We start from the raw sequence: 562 nt of genomic DNA, 5'->3' as shown, positions 1-562 counted from the left end.
GTCACTATTTGGTTGATTTTTTTGGTAAGATCGCCTGAACTGGCAGCACTTTCGGCTTCACCAACTAAGCTGATATTGCAACTACATGCATATTTCTTTGTAATTTCTTCGATTGACTGGATGGCTGCATTAAATAGTTTATCACGGGTGACTGTGTCGCCAGCTCGTGTTTCAATTTTTAAATTTGCTTCCGGACAAATAATATTACGTGCCGTGCCTGCCTGTATTTGACCTATGTTTAAACGAATATGCGAAGGGAATTCGGCTTTTAGCTGCTCTAATCTTAAGATGATTTCCGCAGCAGGGAGCATGGCGTTAATTCCTTTTTCAGGCGCCAAAGCGGCATGAGAGGCCTTGCCTGTTATTTTCACGTCGAACTTTTTACTGGCCAGCTGGCCAAATGTTCCGCAAATAAACTCATTGGGCTCTCTATTGGCCCATACATGAAATCCGTAGGCTTCATCCACTTGTTTGAAAAGTGGATGTTTCACAACGGCTGCCATGCCACCCAAACCCTCTTCGGCCGGTTGAAATAGAATAATTATTTTTCCCTGAAGCTTTT

The 562-nt window shown here is 43.1% G+C and carries 1 protein-coding gene; it reads right to left on the bottom strand.

All coding sequences use genetic code 11. From position 1 onward, the window contains the following. A partial coding sequence (locus ACSX1H_RS19520) for a M20/M25/M40 family metallo-hydrolase (RefSeq protein ID WP_439185939.1) occupies positions 1–562 on the bottom strand: 562 nt, incomplete at both ends.

It is taken from the genome of Carboxylicivirga taeanensis, assembly GCF_051851475.1.
Lineage (GTDB): Bacteria > Bacteroidota > Bacteroidia > Bacteroidales > Marinilabiliaceae > Carboxylicivirga > Carboxylicivirga taeanensis.
This window is presented reverse-complemented; position numbering and strand designations above follow the sequence as displayed.